The sequence below is a fragment of the Mucilaginibacter ginsenosidivorax genome, assembly GCF_007971525.1.
GTDB classification, from domain to species: domain Bacteria; phylum Bacteroidota; class Bacteroidia; order Sphingobacteriales; family Sphingobacteriaceae; genus Mucilaginibacter; species Mucilaginibacter ginsenosidivorax.
Genome location: NZ_CP042437.1, coordinates 155,701 through 174,422 on the forward strand (window position 1 = coordinate 155,701; position 18,722 = coordinate 174,422).

The 18,722-nt window shown below is 43.0% G+C and carries 14 protein-coding genes; 11 read left to right on the top strand and 3 right to left on the bottom strand.

The window, feature by feature from the left end; genetic code table 11:
* Positions 1 to 4,029 carry a non-ribosomal peptide synthetase gene (locus FSB76_RS00590; protein ID WP_147051676.1) on the top strand — a complete coding sequence of 1,343 codons (4,029 nt, stop codon included), beginning with the start codon at positions 1 to 3 and terminating at the stop codon, positions 4,027 to 4,029.
* Between the two features lie 6 nt (positions 4,030 to 4,035).
* On the top strand, positions 4,036 to 4,776 hold the full coding sequence (locus FSB76_RS00595; RefSeq protein ID WP_158642796.1) for a 4'-phosphopantetheinyl transferase family protein: 741 nt from the start codon (positions 4,036 to 4,038) through the stop codon (positions 4,774 to 4,776).
* A 31-nt stretch (positions 4,777 to 4,807) separates the two neighbouring features.
* On the opposite strand, the gene FSB76_RS00600 is transcribed toward FSB76_RS00595, so the two are convergent.
* Entirely contained in the window at positions 4,808 to 5,533 is a 726-nt protein-coding gene (locus FSB76_RS00600; protein WP_147051678.1) for a glycosyltransferase family 2 protein, read from the bottom strand.
* 81 nt (positions 5,534 to 5,614) lie between these two features.
* Between FSB76_RS00600 and pbpC the strand changes: the two genes are divergently transcribed.
* The 9 genes from pbpC (at position 5,615) to FSB76_RS00645 (ending at position 17,103) form a co-directional block, all read left to right on the top strand.
* Positions 5,615 to 8,005 carry a penicillin-binding protein 1C gene (pbpC, locus tag FSB76_RS00605; protein WP_147051679.1) on the top strand — a complete coding sequence of 797 codons (2,391 nt, stop codon included), beginning with the start codon at positions 5,615 to 5,617 and terminating at the stop codon, positions 8,003 to 8,005.
* A gap of 225 nt (positions 8,006 to 8,230) precedes the next feature.
* Complete coding sequence (locus FSB76_RS00610; RefSeq protein ID WP_147051680.1) at positions 8,231 to 8,944, top strand: 3'-5' exonuclease; 714 nt, start codon at positions 8,231 to 8,233, stop codon at positions 8,942 to 8,944.
* A complete protein-coding gene (locus FSB76_RS00615; protein ID WP_147051681.1) occupies positions 8,944 to 10,656 on the top strand; it encodes an ABC transporter ATP-binding protein in 1,713 nt (570 codons plus the stop codon). Before FSB76_RS00610 ends, FSB76_RS00615 begins: the two co-directional genes overlap by 1 nt.
* A 413-nt stretch (positions 10,657 to 11,069) precedes the next feature.
* Positions 11,070 to 11,309: a hypothetical protein gene (locus FSB76_RS00620; RefSeq protein ID WP_147051682.1), complete on the top strand. Its 240-nt coding sequence runs from the start codon at positions 11,070 to 11,072 to the stop codon at positions 11,307 to 11,309.
* Complete coding sequence (locus tag FSB76_RS00625; protein ID WP_147051683.1) at positions 11,291 to 11,671, top strand: type II toxin-antitoxin system VapC family toxin; 381 nt, start codon at positions 11,291 to 11,293, stop codon at positions 11,669 to 11,671. Before FSB76_RS00620 ends, FSB76_RS00625 begins: the two co-directional genes overlap by 19 nt.
* A gap of 159 nt (positions 11,672 to 11,830) precedes the next feature.
* Complete coding sequence (gene rnr / locus FSB76_RS00630) at positions 11,831 to 13,969, top strand: ribonuclease R (RefSeq protein ID WP_147051684.1); 2,139 nt, start codon at positions 11,831 to 11,833, stop codon at positions 13,967 to 13,969.
* Between the two features lie 104 nt (positions 13,970 to 14,073).
* Positions 14,074 to 15,048, top strand: coding sequence for a polyprenyl synthetase family protein (locus FSB76_RS00635; RefSeq protein ID WP_147051685.1), 975 nt, complete (start codon positions 14,074 to 14,076; stop codon positions 15,046 to 15,048).
* 13 nt (positions 15,049 to 15,061) lie between these two features.
* The gene (locus FSB76_RS00640; protein WP_147051686.1) at positions 15,062 to 15,487 is read left to right on the top strand and encodes an energy transducer TonB; all 426 of its coding nucleotides are present in this window, start codon (positions 15,062 to 15,064) and stop codon (positions 15,485 to 15,487) included.
* 23 nt (positions 15,488 to 15,510) lie between these two features.
* Positions 15,511 to 17,103 carry a M1 family metallopeptidase gene (locus tag FSB76_RS00645; protein WP_147051687.1) on the top strand — a complete coding sequence of 531 codons (1,593 nt, stop codon included), beginning with the start codon at positions 15,511 to 15,513 and terminating at the stop codon, positions 17,101 to 17,103.
* A gap of 24 nt (positions 17,104 to 17,127) precedes the next feature.
* Here the strand turns inward: FSB76_RS00645 and FSB76_RS00650 are convergent, their stop codons facing one another.
* Both FSB76_RS00650 and FSB76_RS00655 read right to left on the bottom strand, forming a co-directional pair.
* A complete protein-coding gene (locus FSB76_RS00650; protein ID WP_147051688.1) occupies positions 17,128 to 17,643 on the bottom strand; it encodes a DinB family protein in 516 nt (171 codons plus the stop codon).
* A 2-nt stretch (positions 17,644 to 17,645) separates the two neighbouring features.
* The gene (locus FSB76_RS00655) at positions 17,646 to 18,608 is read right to left on the bottom strand and encodes a glycosyl hydrolase (protein ID WP_225976373.1); all 963 of its coding nucleotides are present in this window, start codon (positions 18,606 to 18,608) and stop codon (positions 17,646 to 17,648) included.
* Between the last annotated feature and the right edge of the window lie 114 nt (positions 18,609 to 18,722).

Below are 18,722 nucleotides of genomic sequence, written 5' to 3' on the forward strand. Positions count from 1 at the left end.
TTGGATACATCTTTTTCATACGATACAATCCCCGTAGAATTTGATCCCTTTGCAGGGCCGGAATTAGAGTCGGTTGCTCCTGTTACAGAATCGCAGCTGGAGATCTGGACGTCGTGCCTCATGGGCGGCGATGCTGCTAATTGCGCCTACAACGAATCGTTTTCGCTTACCTTGACCGGCTCATTAAATCACAACGCCATGCTTGGCGCGTTACAGGATGTTGCTAACCGGCACCAGGCCTTGCGGTCATCTTTTAGCGCCGATGGAAAACATATCTGTATTTACCAAAGCACTACGTTAAATGTTGATTACCAGGACTTATGCGGCCAGTCATCTGCCGAACAGCAGCGTTTTATCAGCAATTTAAACAAACAGTTTGCTGTAACACCCTTTAATTTGGTTACCGGCCCGCTTTTTAAAGCAAGCCTGATCAAATTAGCCCCAAATGAGCATTTGTTAACACTCCTTGCCCACCATATTATTTGTGATGGCTGGTCGGTAGGTATTTTGATGCAGGATTTAAGTAAATTTTATTCGGCCTATGCCAGGGGCGAACAAATTCAACTGCCTCCTGCCCCGCTTTTTTCTGATTATGCTGCCGAACAACGGGCATTTGAACAAACCCGGGAATTTCACGAAACCGAGCAATACTGGCTTAACCAGTTTAAAGGAAGTAGTCATTACTTAAACCTGCCCACCGATTTGCCGCGCCCGGCTATACGTACGTATAAAAGCCATAGGGATGATTTTAATTTAGATATGTTGCTGGCATTGCAACTAAAAAAACTGGGCAAAGCAAACGGCACCAGTTTTGTAACTACCCTGCTGGCCGCCTTCGAGGTGTTTTTACAACAAATAACCGGTCATGACGAGGTTATCCTGGGTTTACCTGCTGCGGGGCAATCCGCAACGGGCAATTTCAGGCTGGTAGGGCATTGTGTAAACCTGCTTGCGTTACGAAGCCATCCCGATGGCGGGCAATCATTTAAAAGTTATTTAAAAGCCAGGAACACAGTCATACTGGATGCTTACGACCACCAGTTGTATACCTTTGGCAGCCTGCTCAAAAAGTTAAATATTCAGCGTGATGCCTCCCGCATACCATTGGTGCCTGTAATGTTTAACATTGACATGGGTATGGATGATGATGTGGCGTTTCACGGACTAACACACTACCTGCACAGCAATCCACGTGAGTATGAAAGTTTCGAAATATTTGTAAATATCTCGGGCCGCGACGAATCGCTGGTACTGGAGTGGTCATACAACAGCCAATTGTTTCAATCATCAACCATCCGCAATATGATGGATGAGTTTGAATTTCTGCTCAGGCAACTGGTAGCAAATCCTGATGTGTTGATTGGTAACATCACCTTAAAAAATAACGCTGCACTTATTGGCCAGCTAAACACCTGGAACCAAACCTACGCGCCTTATGATAAAAACAGACCCTTACACCAGGTAATTGCCGCGCAGGCAGCCACATTTAATAACAGCGTAGCCGTAAAATTTGGCCAAACCGAAGTAAGCTACCAGGACTTAAACCAAAAGGCAAATTGTTTTGCTGCCTTGCTGCTTGCACAGGGCGTTAAAAAAGGAGATAAAGTTGCCTTTGCTGTTGATCGCTCGGCCCAAATGGTGGCGGTAATGTTGGGCATTATGAAAACCGGGGCAACCTATATCCCGCTTGACCCGCAATTCCCTTTAGGGCGTATTAATTACATGCTGGCCGATTCGGAAGCGGTTGTGCTGATAGTGTCTGAACAATATAAGGGTTATTATCAATCCAACGCCAGGGAGTTGATTTTGGAAACTGAATGGAAAAGCCTTAGCCAATACCCGGCAACCGACTCTGGTATTGAAGTGAATGGTGATGATATTGCCTATATCCTGTATACATCCGGCTCCACCGGAAACCCCAAGGGTGTACAAATAGCGCACAGCAGCCTGGTAAACTTTTTATACAGCATGCAAAAAGAGCCGGGAATAACAGCTGCCGATAAATTACTTGCTGTAACCACCGTTAGCTTTGATATATCGGGACTGGAATTGTTTTTGCCACTTATTGCCGGCGCCCAGGTAATTATTGCCGATAGCAATTCGGCTAAAGACGGGCGGGTATTGCTTGACATCATCAGGAGCGAGGGTATAACCATAATGCAGGCCACACCTTACACCTGGCGCATTATGCTGGAGGCCGGGTGGGATAACACTACTCCCATAAAGGTACTGTGCGGCGGGGAAGCGCTGCCCAAAGAATTAGCCGACAGGATATTAAATGCCGCCGCGGGCCTATGGAATGTTTACGGACCTACAGAAACCACCATATGGTCGACCATTAAGCAAATAAAAGCAGGTGATGAATTGATTACCGTAGGCCGGCCGATTGATAACACATCCATCTACATTTTAGATAAATTCCTGAACCCCTTGCCGCCGGGCACCGCCGGCGAGATTTACATCGGCGGCGATGGCGTAGCCAAAGGTTACCTGAATCAACCCGAACTTACTGTCGAAAAGTTTGTAAGCGATCCTTTTGCTGCCAACCCTGGTAGCAAAATGTACCGCACAGGCGACATGGGCCGGTTTATGGCCGACGGAGAAATTGAATGCCTTGGCCGGATCGACTCGCAAATCAAGATCCGCGGGTACCGCATCGAGGCCGGCGAGATAGAACACCAGCTGATTACTCAATACAATGTTAAAGAAGCCATAGTTATAGCCCGGCCGGATAAAAACGGTATTGACAAGCTTGCTGCTTATATCGTGTTAAAAGACGGCTACCAGGGCGAGGGCGACAGTACACAAATAAAAGGATGGCGCAATGAGCTCAAAGGCCAGCTTCCTGAATATATGGTTCCTGATGATTTTATCATTGTGCAGGCTATGCCGTTAACGCCGAATGGCAAGATAGATAAAAAAGCGCTGGCCAATGAGCATACCAAACCGGCCGAAAGCATAAACCTGTTTATTTCGCCACGTACCGATGTAGAAAAATTAGTTGCCGATATCTGGTCGGAATTTTTAGAAATCAGGAACATTGGCATTTACGATAATTTTTTTGAGCTTGGCGGCCATTCGCTTATAGCCGTACAGGTAATGACCCGGATTGAAAAACTGACCGGTAAACGCCTGCCGCTTGCTGCCCTGCTTGAAAACTCGACAATCGAAAAACTGGCTTTAATGCTGGAAATGGATGGCAAATCTATTGTTTGGGATTCGTTGGTGCCTATAAAACCAACAGGTACCAAAATGCCAATTTACATTGTACACGGCGCCGGCTTAAATGTGCTGTTGTTTAACGCTCTTGCCCTGAATATGGATGCCGACCAGCCGGTTTACGGCCTGCAGGCAAAAGGCCTTAATGGTATAGACGAACCGCTGGACAATATTGTTGACATAGCTGCACATTATAACGCCTCTATCATGGCTCAAAACCCAACCGGGCCGTATGCGCTGGCAGGTTATTCTTTTGGTGGCATCATCGCCTTTGAAATGGCCAGGCAGTTTGAAGCAATGGGCAAACAGGTAAAAATGCTGGCTATGTTTGATACTTTTGCATACAGATCGCCCTTCTACGATCCACTCCCAACCCAGTACATCAAACGGGGGAAATTTTTTATGCGGAAGCTGGCCTATAATTTATCATTTAAAGATGGCGTGGCCCAAACCCTGGCGCACCATACTACCGGGCTGAAACGCCGCCTTACCAAAACAGTATGGAAAATCACTAAAGATGAAGAGCAGGAAGGCTTTTTTGGTTACTCCAACAAAATAGATGAAATGAACCTTCTTGCCGAAAGGAGATATCAGCTTAAACCTTATGATATCAAGATAGAACTTTTCCGTGCCGAAAAACATACGTTTTACATGGATGATTTTGAATATCTTGGATGGCAACAATATGCGTTAAAAGGGGTAAGTGTACATAAAATACCTGGTGAGCATAATACTATTTTTAAAGCGCCTAACGACAAGGTATTTGCCAATAGCCTGCAAAAATGCCTTGATGAGGCCGCAAAAAAATAAATGACAATGGCACAGGTAGAGGTGAACATTCAATTAGCCGAAACTATTTATTGGCAACCGGAAACTGAATGTAATTTTGAACCCGAAAACACGGTTGATGTTTGGCGCATTTATATTCCTTTGTATAAAGATCAAACTGCACACTTTTTAAATCTCCTGCAGCCCGATGAAATTGTACGGGCAAACCGTTACGTTCAGGAAAAAGACCGGATTCGGTTTATTATCAGCAGGGCGGCTTTGAGGGAGATTGTAAGCCGGTACATCAACCAACCGGCAAAGGGTATCATCTTCGGCAGCGGCCCAAATAAAAAGCCATTTATCGTGGGAGCAGCTTTGCGGTATAATGTATCCCACTCGGCAAATTGGGTATTGATAGCAATATCAAAAACTGATGTTGGTGTGGATACCGAAACCATAGATGCCTCGTTTAAATTCGAATCGATACTGGAAGACTATTTCAGCCCCGCCGAAATCAGTTTTATAAATGGCAACCCGAAAAATTTCTTTTTGTTGTGGACGAGAAAAGAAGCCCTTACCAAAGCCACCGCCCAGGGACTGGATGAAAACCTCAAACACATCCCAAGCCTCGACGGCATGCATATCACCAACACCAACATTTTAAAAACCGACAAAAACTGGCTGGTAAAAAGCTTCAAAACCGATGCTGAAAACCAGGGAAGCATCGTGTGCGAAAAAATTATTAAAAAGTTATGCTTTTTTGAAATAAAATTGTCAAAAAATGTATGATTTGTGTGGTTTTTTGTAGTTTTTGTTTGAACTATTTACCCTTAAATAACCCGTATTTTAATATGCAGTATATAGCCCTCACGCCATCCTTCCACCCTATTTTCTTCCCTTCCTCATAAGTGCGACCATAGTAAGAAATCCCCACTTCATAAATCCTGATCCTGGGTATTCTGGATATTTTGATGGTAACTTCAGGTTCAAATCCAAAGCGTTTTTCGGTAAGAGAAATGGCTTGTATCAATTTGGTATCAAACAGTTTATAGCAGGTTTCCATATCCGTCAGGTTAAGGTTACTAAACATATTTGATGCAAAGGTTAACCACCTATTGCCTATAGTATGCCAAAAAAACAATATACGGTGTGGATTGCTACCCATAAACCTGGAGCCATACACCACATCGGCAAAACCGTTTACTACCGGTTTTAACAAATCGTTATATTCAGCCGGATCATACTCTAAATCAGCATCTTGTATTATAAGATATTCGCCCGTTGCTTTTGAGATGCCGGTATGCAGGGCCGCCCCTTTACCTTTATTTACCTCGTGCTTAAAGTACTGAATATCAACATCCGGGTTGGATTGCTGGTATGAATTAATGGCAACTTCGGTATCGTCCTTTGAACAATCATTTACAATAATAATCTCTTTTTTAATTTCATTGGTTAGGTTAACCGCTTTAATTTTATCCAAAATTAAATGTATGGTATTGCCTTCGTTATAAGCCGGGATAATAATTGAAAGTTTTTGAATGCCCATTATATTGTTTATCAAAAAATCCGCTTCCGGATATAGTAGCGATATAAAGCTTAGTTATATCTTTATTGAAAATATTACTTAATGCAAGCTGTATTAAAACGAATAAAAACTTACTTAAAAAGACCAAAAGTAATATTTCTGCTTGTATTCCTGTTCGTTTTAACCGTGTTGTTTTGGTTTTGTTTGCCAAAGCCACTATTTAAGAACCCTACATCATACGTAATTGACGATAATCAGGGCCAATTGTTGGGCGCATCCATTGCCAAAGATGGCCAATGGCGCTTTCCCTACAATGACAGCGTGCCCCAAAAATTCAAACAATGCATCATAGCTTTCGAAGACAAACGCTTTGACCGTCATCCTGGATTTGATGCCCTTGCTTTTGGACGTGCCATTAAACAAAACATAAGCTCAAAAAAAGTAACAAGTGGCGGCAGCACGCTAACAATGCAGGTAATTAGGCTGGCAACCAAACACAAACGCAACATTTGGAGCAAGTTACTGGAAATTTTTATGGCGCTTAGGCTCGAGCTTACTTATAGTAAAAAAGAAATACTGGCCCTTTACACCAGCAACGCGCCATTTGGCACCAACGTTATTGGCCTGGATGCCGCCTCCTGGCGCTATTTTGGCCGCAGTCCTGATAAACTTTCCTGGGGCGAAATGGCCGCTATGGCGGTATTGCCCAATGCGCCGTCTTTGGTACATCCTGGCAAAAACAGGCAAACATTGCTCAATAAACGGAACAGGCTGCTTACCAGGCTATACAAGCAAGGGGTTATAGACAGTATAACAGCCGAACTGGCAAAACTGGAACCTGTTCCGGAAAAGCCGATGCCATTACCTTCTCTTGCTCCGCATTTACTACAGCGCTTTAAAAATGATTACGATGCCAAGCCAATGGGCGATACCCGTATTCGTACAAGTATTCGTTCGGGCTTACAGCAACAGGTTAACGATATATTGGAGCAACATCACCAGGTTTTAAAGGCCAACGATATTAACAATATCGCTGCTATTGTGCTGGATGTTGAAACCGGCGAAACACTGGCTTATGCCGGTAATATTACCCACCATGAAGACCCGCAAATGGAAAGTGATGTAGATGTGATTGATGCTCCCCGTAGTCCCGGAAGTACGCTAAAACCACTGTTATATGCTTCAGCAATGCATAACGGGCTGATATTGCCTAACAGCTTACTGCCGGATATACCAACCTTGATAGCAGGTTATCACCCGGAGAACTTCGATATGGGGTATGATGGCGCTGTGCCTGCGTCAAAGGCGCTGGCAAGGTCGCTTAACGTGCCCGCTGTAAAACTACTGCAACAGTATAAATTCGAGAAATTTTATGATTTCTTGCATAAAATTGGTATCACCACCCTAACCAAGCCGGCAAACCATTATGGATTATCGTTGATACTGGGCGGTGGCGAAAACACGCTTTGGGAACTTACAGGCGCGTATGCGGATATGGCAAGGGTGCTTAACCATTACGATAAATACAACGGGAGTTACGACCCCGAGGATTTTCATAACCCTGTTTATGGCAAACAGGATATTAAGAAACCGGATCTGGAAAAATCAGGACTGCTTGATGCCGCTTCTATCTATAGCACTTTCCAGGCCATGGAAGAAGTAATGAGACCGGGCGAAGAAATGTTGTGGCAACAATTCAGTTCGAGCCAGCGCGTGGCCTGGAAAACAGGAACGAGCTTTGGCTTCAGGGATGGCTGGGCCATCGGTGTTACACCAAGGTATGTTGTTGGTGTTTGGGTTGGTAATACTGATGGCGAAGGCCGGCCCGGTTTAACCGGTATTAACGCCGCTGCCCCTGCCCTCTTCGAGATTTTTAGATTGCTGCCCGCATCAAAAGACTGGTTTGCAATGCCAACCGGCGAAATGGTAAAAATTGACGTGTGCAGGCAAAGCGGCTACCGTGCTGGTCAATATTGCCAGGATATTGACCAGGTAATGGTTCCTAAAACCGGCTTAAGGGCACCTGTTTGCCCTTATCATCAGCTTATTCATTTATCTGCCGATGGTCAATACCAGGTAAATGGCAATTGCCAGCCACCAGACCAAATGCTTAACAAAAAATGGTTTGTGCTGCCGCCATCCATGGAATATTATTATAAATCACGCAATTATCAATACCATGTACTTCCGCCATTTAGGGCAGATTGCGCCCAGGCTGAGAACGGGAATACCATGGAGGTGATTTACCCCAAAGACGGCGCAAAAATATACATCCCCCTTGAGGCCGATGGCACGCGCGGACGAATGATTTGTAATGCGGCGCACCGCTTACCTGGCATGAAAATATTCTGGCACCTGGATGATCAGTATATGGGTACTACCAAAGATTTCCACCAGATGGCTTTAAACCCGCCCCCGGGCAAGCATATCCTTACCCTGGTTGATGGCAATGGCAATACCATTAATATTGGTTTTGAGATTTTGAGTAAGTGAGTGGTGAGTGGTGAGTGGTGAGTGGTGAGTGGTGAGTGGTGAGTGGTGAGTGGTGAGTGGTGAGTGGTGAAAATTATTTCTGCGAAATAATTTTTAAAGTATTATCCCCGCTATCCGGCGGTTTGTTACGCATTAATAAAATTACAAACGTATAACCTAAAACGTACCACGTAAAACCTATCAAACTAAAACATTCATTATATTGCTCCATAAAATTAACACATCATGCTTGAGCAGTATGACCTGCACAATTTATTGGTAATTGATATTGAAACGGTTCCACAATATGGCACACATGACGAAGTGCCCGAGCATTTTAAAAAGCTTTGGGAGGTAAAAACGCAATATCAGCGTAAAGATGAAACACCCGAAGAATATTACCAGCGCGCAGGTATCTGGGCCGAATTTGGTAAGATAATATGCATATCGGCAGGCGTTTTTACAAGGGGAAAAGAAAATACCGGCTTAAGGATAAAATCATTTGCAGGGCATAATGAAACAGAAATCCTTCTTAATTTTTCGGCAATGTTATTTGGCCAGCCGGCTAACCTGGTGCTGGTAGCGCATAACGGTAAAGAGTTTGATTACCCTTATATATGCCGGCGTTTATTAGTAAACGGACTTCCTTTTCCACCCCAGCTGCAACTGGCAGGTAAAAAGCCATGGGAAATTATCCATTTGGATACTATGGAATTATGGAAATTTGGCGACTATAAAAACTACACGTCATTAAACCTGCTCACGGCCATTTTTGATATCCCTACTCCAAAAGATGATATTGACGGCAGCATGGTAAGCCATGTTTACTGGAACGAAAACCAGCTTGAGCGGATTTGCACTTATTGCCAAAAAGATGTAGTTGCCACCGCGCAGCTGATAAGGCGCTATCGTGGCGAGGACTTAATAAAAGATGAGATGATAACAATAGTTGGCCAATAATGCTCAAAGTAAAAAACCTGGAGGTAAGTTTTAAAACCGGAGACGGCCTGTTTAAAGCAGTAAAAAACATCTCGTTCGATCTACAAAAAGGCCAAACTATCGGAATAGTGGGCGAATCGGGTTCGGGTAAATCAGTTACATCGCTTGCCCTGATGCGACTTTTAGATACAGACAAAACCGTTATCAATGGCGAAGTGCTGTTAAACGACGTAAGTTTGTGCAAATTATCAGAAGGCGATATGCGTCACATCAGGGGCAACCGTATGGCCATGATTTTTCAGGAGCCTATGACTTCGCTCAATCCTGTGCTTACCTGTGGTTTCCAGTTAACTGAGGCTATCCGGTTGCATTCGGGTTTAAACAAGGCTGCGGCCAAAAAGAAAACTATCGAGCTTTTTAACGAAGTGCAACTGCCCCGTCCTGAAGCAATTTTTGATAGTTACCCGCATCAAATTTCGGGAGGGCAAAAACAAAGGGTAATGATAGCTATGGCCCTATCCTGTAATCCGGAGATATTAATAGCCGATGAACCAACCACCGCGCTTGATGTAACGGTACAGAAAACTATTATTGAACTGCTGTTGTGCCTTAAAAAAGCGCGCCAAATGAGCCTCATTTTCATTTCGCATGATCTGGGGGTTATTAAAGAAATTGCCGACAGGGTAATGGTGATGTATAAAGGCCAAATTGTTGAGGAGGCTAATACTACTGACCTATTCGATCATCCCAGCCATCCATACACTAAAGGCTTATTAGCATGCAGGCCATCGCCAAATCAGCATTTGAAAAAGCTGCCTATAGTTGCCGATTTTTTTGATGCGGATAATATCCAAAATAAATCGGCGGTAACTATAGAAAACATCAGGACATTGTACCATTATCCTGAAAGTGAAATAGAAACAAGAAAGGCAGAGCTTTATAAGCAAGAGCCTTTATTAACAATAGATCAGCTCTCAACCTGGTTCCCGGTTAATACCGGCTTGTTGGGTATGTCAAAAAAAGTGGTTAAAGCGGTAAACAATGTAAGTTTTAAAGTTTACCCAGGCGAAACGCTTGGCCTGGTTGGTGAATCGGGTTGCGGAAAAACAACTTTAGGCCGTACCATTTTAAGACTGATTGAGCCGACAGCCGGTAATATCAGTTTTGAAAATACCGATCTGCGAAGCTTAAAAAAAAATGAACTTCGCGAGATTCGCCGCAATATCCAAATCATTTTCCAGGACCCTTACTCGTCTTTAAACCCTAAATTAACCGTCGGCCAATCCATCATGGAGCCTTTGCAGGTGCACCAGTTTTATGCCAATAATACCAAACGCAAAAAACACGTATTGGAATTACTGGAACGTGTAAATCTGTTACCCGAACATTTTAACCGTTACCCCCACGAGTTTTCAGGAGGCCAGCGGCAGCGCATAGTGATAGCGCGGGCGCTCGCCCTGCAGCCTAAGTTTATTATCTGCGACGAATCGGTGTCGGCGCTCGACGTATCTGTGCAGGCACAGGTGCTTAACCTGATCCGGGAATTACAGCAGGAATTTAAGCTCACTTATATCTTCATCTCGCATGATCTTGCCGTTATTAAACATATATCCGACAGGATGATGGTGATGAACAAAGGCGAGATCATCGAAACTGGATACCCCGATGATATTTATTACCGGCCAAAGGATGAGTACACCAGGAATTTGATTGCATCAATACCGCAGGGGTGATAACACAGGGTAAAAGCATCTAAGTTGGGTTAACATAACTTAACACATTTCAGGTATATAAACCATAAATATCTGACAATAAGATTGTTATAATTTTACATGGTTAACATTAAATTGACGCTTTACGCAATTTAATCCATCAATATCTTGTGCTTTTGTTAGGGCAAACAGATGTCAAATGAACTTAGATCTTCCAACCAGGATCAGGCAATAGATAAAGAATATTGTTTGATGCTTGTATCTTCTTGACAGCATAAGTTTATTTTGTTAACCATTATTAATGGCAGATCGTCGCCTATAAATATTTAGGTGCATTTATCCTGCCATGTAGATTAAATGTTTGGACAATTGTTTAAATTTGTTACGAGTTGTTTTTTTAATACAATTCGTAAATAGTTTATTAAGTTAATTACATGATACGTACAATATTAACTCCGGAAAACCAAGACTTATCAATCCATATACCTGAAAGTTATATTGGCCGCAAGATAGAAGTATTGTTGTATGCTGTTGATGAGTTAAATATTGATGAAACCCGCAAAAAGAAAAAATCGTCTGACTTCAGAGGAAAATTAAACCTGACTGATGAACAGTATACAGACCTTCAAAATCATCTTAAAGATGTCCGTAACGAATGGAACAACGATATTTAGCGGACACTAACACTATAATTGATTATCTTGGGAATAAGTTACCAAAAGAGTCTCTTCGCCTGATAGATGGCATCGATATATTTTTATCGGTTATATCCAGAATAGAATTGTTAGTTTGGAAAAATGCAACCGAGGATTACCTGAATTTTTTAAACGATTTTATAGATACCTCCACTGTGTTTGGTCTTACAGAGCCTATCATACTTAAATCGATAGAGATCAGAAAAACATATCGATTAAAATTACCAGATGCCATAATTGCTGCAACTGCTGTCACAAATAACCTTACGTTGCTCACAAGAAACCTGAGTGATTTTAAAAAAATTGCGCAGTTAAATTGCATTGATCCTTATCAAGTGTAGGGTGTCGCTGATTTAAAACTTTGGTTTCTTCGGAACTATAGCGATATGTCAAAATATCACAAGTAAAATCTCGCCTACATCAAAGTCATTCTAAAACCCTGTCTTTTCAACTTCTCCCCTAAACATCAAAATTCCGTATCTTAGCGCAAATACTTTTGTATGTCTAAAAAAAAGAAAAATAATTCTTCTATCGTTCAGGTACTTACCCAAATGGTGCTTGATGTATTTGAACAAAACGGCAATACGCCACTTAATTATAAACAGGTTTCTGCAAAATTGAATGTCCGCGACCCCGAATCGCGCGAAATTATATTTGATATTTTAAAAGACGAGGCTTTTAAATCTGTACTAAAAGAGGTTTCGCCCGGAAAATTCCAACTCCTTGAGTTAAAAACATTTATAGAAGGCCGTGTCGATCTGACAAACGACGGATCGGCATTTATAGTTACCGATGATGAGTTGGAAAGCGACATTTTTGTTGCCCCACGCAAACTTCGCAATGCTTTACATGGCGACCGTGTTAAAGTTTACGTATATGCTATCAGTAAAGGCAAACGTAAAGAAGGCGAGATCATTGAAATACTGCAGCGCGCCAAAATGGAGTTTACAGGAATTGTAAAACTATCTGAGCGTTTTGCATTTTTCATCCCCGATGACCGTAAAATGATGCATGATATTTTTATCCCGATGAGTGAGCTCAACGGCGCTAAAAACGGCATAAAAGCGGTCGCCGAAATTACCGACTGGCCAACGGAGGCTAAAAACCCCATCGGTCGTATAAAACACATTTTAGGTGCGCAGGGCGAGAATGACACCGAGATGAACGCCATCCTTGCCGAATATGGTTTTCCGTTATCCTTTCCGGCCGAGGTTGAACATGAGTCGGAGGAAATATCGGATGTGATCACTAAGGAGGAAATTGCCCGCCGAAGAGATTTCAGGGATATTACCACATTTACTATCGACCCATTTGATGCCAAGGATTTTGACGACGCTTTATCATTTAAAATACTCGAGAATGGCAATTACGAAGTTGGCGTGCATATTGCCGACGTATCGCATTATATTGTCCCGGATTCTGCCCTCGATAAAGAAGCATTTGATCGTGCTACCTCTGTTTACCTGGTTGATAGGGTTATCCCGATGCTGCCCGAGCGCCTTTCAAATGGCTTGTGCTCGTTGCGCCCTAAAGAAGAAAAGCTATGTTTTTCGGCAGTTTTTGAACTGGACGAGAATGCATTTATCCAAACCGAATGGTACGGCAAAACCATTATCTACTCTGACAGGCGCTTTACTTATGAAGAAGTTCAGGAAGTAATAGAAAGCCAGGAGGGTGATTTTAAAGACGAGATTCTTAAACTGAACGCACTGGCCTATAAGCTACGCGACCGGAAGTTTAAAAATGGTGCCATCAGCTTTGAAACAACTGAAGTTAAATTTAAGCTTGATGAAACCGGCAAACCCACCGGCGTTTATGTAAAAGAGCGCAAGGACGCCCATAAACTGATTGAAGATTTTATGTTGTTGGCCAACCGTAAGGTGGCCGAACATGTAAGCAAAATGGGTAAAGGCAAGCACAAATACACATTTGTTTACCGTGCGCATGATTCCCCTAAACCCGATGCCCTGGCCAATTTTGCACAGTTTGCGGCCCGGTTTGGGTATAAAATAAATACTAAATCGGATAAGGAAACGGCTAAATCGTTAAACTTCCTGATGGAAGATGTGGAAGGTAAAAAAGAACAAAATGTACTTACCCAGCTGGCCATCAGATCGATGGCTAAGGCGATATATACTACAAAAACCAGCAGCCACTACGGCCTGGCATTTGATCATTACACGCACTTCACCTCTCCTATCCGCCGGTACCCGGATGTAATGGTGCACCGCCTGCTGTTTCATTATTTAAACGGAGGACAATCGGTAAATGCAGAACATTACGAAAAGTTATGTACTCATAGTTCGCAAATGGAAAAGAAAGCAGCCGACGCCGAACGCTCGTCTGTTAAATACAAACAGGCAGAATACCTGCGCGACCAGGTTGGTAACACTTTTACAGGCATTATATCGGGAGTTACAGAATGGGGTATGTACGTGGAAATCATCGAAAATAAATGTGAGGGCATGATTCGCCTGCGCGATATATCCGATGATTTTTATACTTTGGACGAGAAAAACTATTGCATCATCGGTCAGCGCAAAAAGAAGATTTACCAACTGGGTGATGAGGTGAAAATCAGGGTTAAAAATGTTGATTTGACCAAAAAGCAAATTGATTTTTCGTTAGTGCAGGATTGATATTGAGTTGATTGGTTGATTGAGTTGGATTAAGTTGATTGGGGTTTGGTAACTCAATCAACTTAATCCAACTCAATCAACTTAATCAACTGTTAACTACAAACATGAAACAACTTACAGAACTACATGCCATGGTAAGCAAGGCTGTAGACGAACTTACTTTTCCGGCATATCCTACCGATCTTTACGAACCTATAAGCTATATACTTTCGCTTGGCGGTAAACGCCTGCGCCCTGCCCTGTTACTAATGGCCTGCGACCTGTTTGGCGGCGATGTGGAAAAAGCGATAGAGCCCGCCCTGGCCATTGAAGTATTCCATAACTTTACGCTGATGCACGATGACATTATGGATAAAGCTCCCTTGCGCCGTGGTAAAATTACAGTACACGAAAAATGGAACGCCAACGTGGCCATACTATCCGGCGATGCCATGATGGTAGAGGCCAACAAATTCATGATGAAGGTTGACGATGCAATTTTGCGCCGGGTAATGGATGTTTTTAACGAAACTGCCACAGGCGTATGCGAAGGCCAACAAATAGACATGAGTTTTGAGCAGCGCAACAATGTACTCATCGACGAGTATCTTGACATGATACGGCTTAAAACCGCCGTACTGTTAGGGGGAACGCTAAAAATAGGCGCAATTATTGGAGGCGCTACGTCAACAGATGCACAATTATTGTATAGCTTCGGCGTAAACCTGGGTATCGCTTTCCAGTTACAGGATGATATACTGGATGTTTACGGCGACCCGGAAAAATTTGGCAAACAGGTTGGCGGTGATATACTATCCAATAAAAAAACCTACTTACTTATAAAAGCGCTTGAGCTGGCTAACGGTGACGACGCCAATATGCTTGACCACTGGCTAAGCGTGGAACAATTTAACGCCACAGAAAAAGTTGCAGCGGTGACAGGTGTTTACGACAGACTTGACATCAGGAATTATGCCGAAGATGCCATGCAAACCTACGCCGATGCGGCCTTTAACGCCTTAGATCAGATCGACCTTTCAGAAGATCGCAGGCAATATTTAAGGCAGTTTGCAGATAATTTGCTGGTGAGGGAGTATTGATTATATTTAGGGTATGAAAAAGGTTTTATTTTTGGTAGCTATTATTCTGATGGGATTTTCTGCAAATGCTCAAAAAACAAATCAGGACACTTCTCAAGTATACAACGAGGTTGATAAACTTCCGGAATTCCCTGGTGGTACTGATGCCTTTAAAGCTTATGTCAACTCAAGTCTAAAAAAATCAAACAGAAAAGATACCTCCACAGGAATGGTAGTTGTAACTTTTGTAATTGAAAAAGATGGTAGTCCAACCAATCCAATTATTACCTTGAGTTTTAATCCTGAGGCAGATTCCATTGCAATCAAAATAGTGGGCAACAGCCCAAAATGGAAACCTGGTATTAATAATGGGAATAAAGTAAGAACCAAATTCTCCGTTCCTGTTAAATTTGGGGCGCCTACTGGCGGCCCTCCCGATGTTAAAGAGCTAAAAAATTAATGAGATAAATAAATTCTGTCGTAATGAAATTGCGTTATACAATCTATCTCCTATTCTCTATCGCGTACTTCGCTAATGCCCAAACCCTAACCTCGGGCGGCAAGCTCAAACCCGAGCAAGCCATTATGGATGTGCGCCATTACACCATCGCCTTAAATGTCGATCCGGTTCAAAAAACGATAGATGGTTATACCACCATTGATGTGATTATGGCGCAACCCACTAAGGTGTTGTTTTTTGATCTGTTGGATTCCTTAAAGATCAGCAACATATTGGTAAATGGTAAAAAGGAAACCTTCTCTTACCAAAACAACCTCATCACCATCAATACTGCCAAGGAATTACCTGCCGGCAAAGCCAGCATTAAAGTGATATATGGTGGCAAGCCCCATGTTGCCCGTCGACCGCCCTGGGATGATGGATTTACGTGGACAAAAGACTCTACCGGGCATGCCTGGGTTGCCGTTACAGCCGAGGGCACCGGGGGTAAACTTTATTTTCCGTGCAAGGATCATCCTTCGGATGAGCCAAATGACGGTGTTGATATGCTGATAACCGTACCTAAAGACCTGGTAGTTGCCGGCCCGGGCTTGCTGCAAAAAGTGACTAAAAGCGGCGATAAGGCTACTTATCATTGGAAAACCAACTATAGCATCAACAATTACAGCATTCTATTTAATGTTGGCGATTATACCGTTGTAAGCAGGCCATATAAAACGGTTAATGGAACTACCGTACCCATCCAGTTTTATGTATTAAAGGAGGATGCCACCAAGGCCAACCGTCACCTGGATATTTTCGAGCAAACCATTCGGATACAGGAAAAGTACTTTGGCGAATATCCGTGGGCTAAAGAGAAAATAGGCATAGCCGAAACACCGCACCTGGGTATGGAGCATCAAACCATGAATGCTTATGGCAACAAGTTCAGGTACAGTAAACTCGGCGGCAAAGATTTTGACTGGCTGATGCATCATGAATTTGGCCACGAATGGTGGGGCAACAAAGTAACCGCAAAAGATTGGGCCGATTACTGGATCCACGAAGGTATTTGCACCTTTGGCGATGCTATGCCCATACGGGATTTGGAAGGCGAACAAGCTTATATTAAACACTTCCAGCAAGCTGCACTTTCATTTGGCAACAAAATCCCTTTGGTGATAGGAAAAGATATCGACGAAGAGGCGGCTTATAACGGCGACATTTATGGCAAAGGTGCTTTTTTCATGCATACTTTACGATATATTATGGGCGATACCATCTTCTTCCCCACTATTAAAAGCTTTGTTACAAATCCCAAATACACCTACAGCAACATGGTTGCCACTGCGGATGTGCAGGAATATTTTAGCAAAGCAGCTGGTATTGATTTGAAACCTTTGTTCGATCTCTATATTTATTCTGTTAATAAGCTCGAAGTTCATGTAACTGCAAAACGCGGCGATAAGTACCTCATCCAGCTTCAAAATATTGACATGCCTTTGCCTATCGACATTAGTGCCGATGGACTGACCAGGCGATACACCCTGGACAAAAAGGGACTAACAATAGCCAGCAAAACTATTCCGGTTATTGATCCGGATACTTATTATTTGAAAAAGCTGATCATCGAGTAAAATGAAGATTTAAGACATTAAGGTTTACACCCCCAGTTTCAAAACCTTAACAGTAACCAATAATTGGCCTAAATGGCGCATAGTATGCTCCGCAGCGTGCACATACAGGCCGGTAACAGTTGATGGAACTTGCGCACGCCCTACTCCTCGTACATCGGCGAGAGTGGATTGATTGGTATTGGCCAATTGCTTTACAGCCTTATCAACCTGCAAATTAAATTGCTCAACTAATGTGACTGCACTAATGGTTTCGGCGGGCTTACCCTCGGCGGCTAAATAGGCCAATTGATCGTCGGATAGTCCAACACCCCTTGCATAGGTAAAAAGCCTGTCGAGCACGCCTGTTAAATGCTGTAAATGAAAACCCGGCGATGCCATGCCCGCAACTTTATTCCACAACAATAGGTCCGGGAAATAGGCCATCAGTTCATTCAGCTCTTCCCTGGCCTGCAATAAAGCATGAGCTACGGGCTGAAGCAACACGGGGACATCATTTAAAGGGCCGCGTAACCAAACTTCTGGTAGTTTAACTTTGTCCATTATTATTTTTGCAACATGGTTTTTACTTCATCGTGGTTAAGGGTTTGTGGCAGGTTGTAAATTTCCTTTACCCTATCGTGGGTATTATCCGTCCACAGCCAGCTTGTCCACACCATAAACCACGCCCATTGGGGCTGGGCTGCCAATACTTCCGCTTTGGGCAGTTCGCCGGTTTCACCAAGTACTATAATTTTTCCGTTGGCCAGGCTTAGCAACTCATTGTAATCCTTTTGTTCGTAATCAAAGTGATAAACGTCCGATCCCAGGATATCAACATAATCGGCACCGGGGTAATATAATTTATAATCGTATGCTTCATCTTTAGGGATATCGCGCAAACCGTTTGCCCCCCATACCCATATCAGGTTATTCAATTTATGATAATTGGTATACCTGTCGTACATCATTTTCCAAAGCTTTTGGATACCGTTTTTACCCTTTTTGTCGCCCCACCAAAACCATACGCCGTTCATCTCGTGGTAGGGTCGCCACAAAACCGGTACATGTGAGTCTCGTAGCTGTTTTAGGTAAACCGCCTTTTTATCTATATCTGCCAGCCATCTTTTATTTAAAGGCGTATTTGGTGTAGTCAATTCTGTCCATTCGGCATCGGTAAGCTTACCCTGGATACTTGTTTTCCAATCATACGGCGCATCATCAGTTGGCCGGCCCTGGTGCCACATAATAGTAACCAGGTAACCATCGTGCCATTTTTTTTGCGCCTCGTATACAAGCTTCTGCCCAAGGTCCTTATCGCCCCACATCATAAAATCCGATCCCCACAGTGCAGGATATTTTCCGGTAATGGCGTAAGCACTATCAGAAAACATATTCAAATCGCTATTATAATTTTGCTGACCGGACAGGATATGTTTTCCTTTTATTTGATATAAAAAGGATAGTAACTTAACGGCCTCGGGCGAGGCATTTTTGTTTACCGGCTTAAAATCCTGTGCGTTTGCCATTAATGGCAGTAAATATGTCGCTATAATTAATAACTGTCTTTTCATTAGTGGCCGTTGGAGCTATTAGTCAAATATTGCTGATAAATTGTCTGATTTCAAATTTAATTAAAAACT